Source organism: Psychrobacter sp. 1U2 (assembly GCF_051847575.1).
The window spans coordinates 1-508 of record NZ_JBPYDC010001865.1 but is presented as its reverse complement, the minus strand read 5'-3'; the positions used below and the strand labels follow the sequence as shown (position 1 = coordinate 508).

Annotated in this window: 1 protein-coding gene; it reads left to right on the top strand. The window is 46.5% G+C overall.

The features are described 5' to 3' along the window. Positions 1–272: RluA family pseudouridine synthase (locus tag ACS8FD_RS24835; protein WP_459252194.1), on the top strand; the 272-nt coding region annotated here is incomplete at its 5' end. Between the last annotated feature and the right edge of the window lie 236 nt (positions 273–508).

The following is a 508-nucleotide window of genomic DNA, read 5'->3' as shown; positions in this document are numbered from 1 at the left end:
AGAACGCCTTGACCTTGTATGAGGTACTCGCTTATGAACAATGTAACGGTCAAGCAGCCACTCGTGTTGCGCTAAAGCCAGTGACAGGACGTAGCCATCAGTTGCGCGTGCATATGGTACATGCAGGGCACGTCATTATCGGTGATCCTATTTATGCAGAAGGACTGGCATTGCAGATGGCACCGCGTCTAAATTTGCATGCCCAGCAGCTGCGTCTAAAGCATCCTGTACTTGGCGCTTGGATGGACTGGGAAAGCGCGGTACCGTTTTAGACGTGGCACATTTTAAAAATAACAAACCAAGCTTAATGCCTAAATTAGTCGTGTAGAGAGTAGCAGCTATACAAACGAAGTATAAATCGACGGTAATCAGTTACTAACATAGGATGAGATGATGATCGGTGTTGATTCTATAAAAAATATGACCAAAGCTCGCCTGACGCACTCCCTGATGCGCTCAAAATCTCAACCGAACGTGACGGCGGATTATGAGGTCTTAATCATTGGCG